The organism is Kitasatospora sp. MY 5-36 (genome assembly GCF_001182915.1).
GTDB lineage: Bacteria > Actinomycetota > Actinomycetes > Streptomycetales > Streptomycetaceae > Kitasatospora.
In genome coordinates this window covers 1-3,692 of sequence record NZ_LFVW01000871.1, presented here as the reverse complement: position 1 = coordinate 3,692, position 3,692 = coordinate 1, and the positions used below count along the sequence as shown (strand labels likewise).

The window sequence follows — 3,692 nt, the reverse complement described above, 5'->3', positions numbered from 1 at the left end:
GTGGGCGCGGAGGGTGGCTTCGCGGAGGGCGGTGGCGGCGAAGGGGCGGTAGGGGGTGGGGAGGGTGAGGAGCAGGTCGGCGTAGGTGGTGGTCAGGCGGGTTTCCAGGTGGACGGCGAGTTTGGCGGCGTCGGTGGGGGAGGTGACGGGGAAGGGGAGCTGGTAGCCGGCGGCGGCGGGGGTGGGGGCGGCGGTGACGGAGGTGAGGAGGCGTTGCCAGGCGTCGCGTTGGGCCTGGTGGGCGGCGTGGGTGGTGCGGGCGGCGGTGCGCTGGGGGTCGTCGGGGAGGTGGGCGCCGACCACGCCGTAGCCGTAGACGGCGGCGTGTTCGGCGCTGAGGGCGGCTTGGAGGGCGGGGACGGCGGTGTTGGCGTCGGCGGCGCGTTCGGTGGTGGTGCTGCCGGCGGTGGTGGTGCCGTCGGGGGTTTTGACGGGGGTCTGGTCGCCGAGGGCCGCGGCGTGCAGGGCGTTGCCGGCGGAGACGGAGGCGAGCAGGCGGGCGAGGGGCGGGCTGACCTCGTCGAGGCCCTGGAGGTGGGACTCGGCGGTCCGGTGCTCGATGAGGGCCAGCTCGGGGAGGGTGGGGAGGGCGCGGGACGGGGTGCCGGTGGGGGAGGGGCTCGCGCTCGGCAGGCCCTGGGCGAGGGCGGCGCGGTGCCGGGCGGTGTCGTCGCGCAGCGGTTGGAGCAGGGCGGTCTGGGCGCCCGGGGCGGTGAGCAGGTTGTCGTAGGCGCCGAGCAGGAGGTCGGTGTCGGCGATCGCGCGCAGGCGGGCCGGGGTGTCGAGGTCGCGGGGTGGGGTGGGGCCGGCCGGGTGGGCGCCGTGGGGGTCGGCGGTGCAGGCGGTGAGGGTGGTGAGCAGTCCGAGGGCCAGGAAGGTCCGTCGGCTGGGCGGCTGCATCGGGATCACTCCGGGCGGGTACGGGAGGACGGCCTCCCCGCCTGCCCTCGTTGGCGTGAATGATTACAGAATCCCCACGTTCCCGGGTGCGGTTCGGGGATGCCGTGCCGGGTGTGAGCTTGCTCGCAGTGGGTGGCGTGGGCGTGGTCGGCGGAGGTCCGGAATCGGTGGTTGGGGGCTTGACCGGATAGGCTTTGGGCCGAGCTGCCGTGACCCGGTGTGGCACACCGGGGGCGCGGGGCGACCTTCTGACAACAGCAGACGCGGCCGAGGAGTCCACCCGGATGAGCACCACCCACACCGACCGGCTGCGAGCGTTGCTGGAGCCGCTGGCCGAGCAGGCCGGACTGGATCTGGAGGACGTCAGGGTCACCCGGGCGGGCAGCCGTCGGCAGGTGCAGATCGACGTCGACACCGACGGCGGCGTGGACATGGACGCCATCGCCGAGTTCAGCCGGGTGGTCGGTGAGGCCCTGGACGAGTCGGACCTGATGGGGGACGACGCGTACCTGCTGGAGGTCGGCTCGCCGGGTGCGGAGCGTCCGCTGGTCCTGCCCCGGCGCTGGCAGCGCGCCGAGGGTCGGCTGGCCAAGATCCACCTGGAGGACGGCGGGGAGATCGTCGCCCGGGTGCTGGAGGCCGACGAGGACGGCGCACTGGTCGAGGTGCAGCCGGTGAAGGGACGCGGCCGTCCGAAGGAGCGCCGTCTGGCGTACGCGGAGGTGGCCCGGGCGCGCGTCCAGGTCGAGTTCAACCGCAAGGACGACGAGCTCCTGGACGAGGCCGCGGACTTCGACGAGGGGGAGGACGGCGCCGAGTGAACCCCCGGTGCCGTACGACCATGACGAACGTGACGAAAGACGAGGAGGCGTAGCCGTGGACATCGACATGAGTGCCCTGCGCACGCTGGTCAACGAGAAGAACATCCCCTTCGACCTGCTGGTCGAGTCCATCGAGTCCGCCCTCCTCACCGCGTACCACCGCACCGAGGGCTCGCGCCGGCGGGCCCGGGTGAACCTGGACCGCAAGAGCGGCCACGTCACCGTGTGGGCGATGGAGGACCCGGCGGAGCTGGACGAGGGCGTCGAGCCGAAGGAGTTCGACGACACCCCGAGCGGCTTCGGCCGGATCGCGTCCAGCATCGGCATCCAGGTGATGATGCAGCGCCTGCGCGACGCCGCGGACGACCAGACCTTCGGCGAGTACGCGGGCAAGGAGGGCGACATCGTCACCGGTGTCGTCCAGCAGGGCAACGACCCGAAGAACGTGCTGGTCGACATCGGCAAGCTGGAGGCCATCCTGCCGCCGCAGGAGCAGGTCCCGGGCGAGGACTACCGGCACGGCACCCGCCTGAAGTGCTACGTGGTGGCCGTGCGCCGCGGCGTGCGCGGGGCCTCGGTGACGCTGTCGCGCACCCACCCCAGCCTGGTGAAGAAGCTGTTCGCGCTGGAGGTCCCGGAGATCGCGGACGGCAGCGTGGAGATCGCGGCGATCGCCCGTGAGGCCGGCCACCGGACCAAGATCGCGGTCTGGTCGCGCCGCCAGGGCCTGAACGCCAAGGGCGCCTGCATCGGCCCGATGGGCTCCCGGGTGCGCGCCGTGATGGGCGAGCTGCACGGCGAGAAGATCGACATCGTCGACTGGTCCGAGGACCCCCGGGAGATGGTGGCCGCCGCCCTGTCGCCCGCACGGGTGACCAGCGTGGAGATCGTGGACGCCGCCCAGCGTTCCGCCCGGGTGATCGTGCCGGACTACCAGCTGTCGCTGGCGATCGGCAAGGAGGGGCAGAACGCCCGCCTGGCCGCGCGCCTGACCGGGTGGCGGATCGACATCCGGCCGGACACCGAGGTCCCCGCCGAGGAATCGCAGGCCCGGTAATCATCGTTGTCGTGTGCGCCCCTGCCGGTCCTCCGGGATCGGCGGGGCGGCGCCATGTCGCTTCGGAGGGGTAGACTTGCCTTCGTCTGGCCGGACGCATGTCCGAGCACGCCCGGAACGCACCTGCGTGGGCTGCCGCAAGCGAGCGGCCAAGCACCAGCTGTTGCGTGTCACGGCGGTCGAGGGCGAGTGCGTCCCTGATCCCCGCGGCGCACTCCCGGGCCGGGGAGCTCACCTGCACCCCGATCCGGCCTGCCTCGACCTCGCGGTCCGCCGTCGGGCGTTCCCCCGGGCCTTCCGGCTCCAGGGCGCGCTCGACACCGAGCGGCTCCGCGGGTTCATCGGGGAGCTGGTGGGCGGAGCCCCCTAGCCGGGCGGCCTCCCGCGACACTCGCCGCTCGCGCGGCGGAGAACCACCGCAACAAGCACAGCGCTCGGGCAGCCGCGCGCCGTGCCACCAGTCAGGTACCTCGCGATGTGGAAGTAGGTCGAGATTGCGATGAGCTCTCGATGAGTACGCGATGAGTACGCGATGGGTACGCCCATGAAGTAGCGACAGTCCGGCGGACGAGACCCCCGGACTCATAGACAGGAGTGAAGTGGCTAAGGTCCGGGTTTATGAACTCGCCAAGGAGCTTGGCTTGGAGAGCAAGGCCGTCATGGCCAAGCTCACCGAGCTCGGCGAGTTCGTCCGTTCGGCGTCCTCGACGATCGAGGCGCCGGTCGTACGCAAGTTGACTGACGCGCTTGGTGTGGCCCCCACCGGTGGTGGTTCCGCTGCCAAGCCGGGCCCGCGGAAGCCCGCGGCGCCCTCCCCCGCGGCCGGCTCGGGTGCCCCGAAGCCGGGCGCTCCGACCCCGGGTCCGCGCCCCAGCGCGACCCCTGGTCCCCGTCCGACCCCGGCTGCCGCCGCG

At 72.7% G+C, this 3,692-nt stretch carries 5 protein-coding genes; 4 read left to right on the top strand and 1 reads right to left on the bottom strand.

Going from position 1 to position 3,692, the window contains the following annotated elements:
- Positions 1 to 900: ferritin-like domain-containing protein (locus AE652_RS48750; RefSeq protein WP_053112502.1), on the bottom strand; the 900-nt coding region annotated here is incomplete at its 3' end.
- A 284-nt stretch (positions 901 to 1,184) separates the two neighbouring features.
- On the opposite strand from AE652_RS48750, the gene rimP reads away from it, so the two are divergent.
- The 4 genes from rimP to AE652_RS44510 all read left to right on the top strand — a co-directional run.
- Positions 1,185 to 1,721, top strand: a complete 537-nt coding sequence (rimP, locus tag AE652_RS37520; RefSeq protein ID WP_049659753.1) for a ribosome maturation factor RimP — start codon at positions 1,185 to 1,187, stop codon at positions 1,719 to 1,721.
- A 55-nt stretch (positions 1,722 to 1,776) separates the two neighbouring features.
- On the top strand, positions 1,777 to 2,778 hold the full coding sequence (gene nusA / locus AE652_RS37515) for a transcription termination factor NusA (protein ID WP_049659751.1): 1,002 nt from the start codon (positions 1,777 to 1,779) through the stop codon (positions 2,776 to 2,778).
- Between the two features lie 76 nt (positions 2,779 to 2,854).
- Entirely contained in the window at positions 2,855 to 3,148 is a 294-nt protein-coding gene (locus AE652_RS37510; protein WP_074006403.1) for a YlxR family protein, read from the top strand.
- 229 nt (positions 3,149 to 3,377) lie between these two features.
- Positions 3,378 to 3,692, top strand: a 315-nt coding sequence (locus tag AE652_RS44510) for a translation initiation factor IF-2 N-terminal domain-containing protein (RefSeq protein WP_199823203.1), incomplete at its 3' end; no start/stop codon positions are given.

Coding starts and splice junctions, on each gene's coding strand:
- rimP (WP_049659753.1), top strand. CDS start 1,185: ATGAGCACCACCCACACCGACCGGCTGCGAGCGTTGCTGGAGCCGCTG.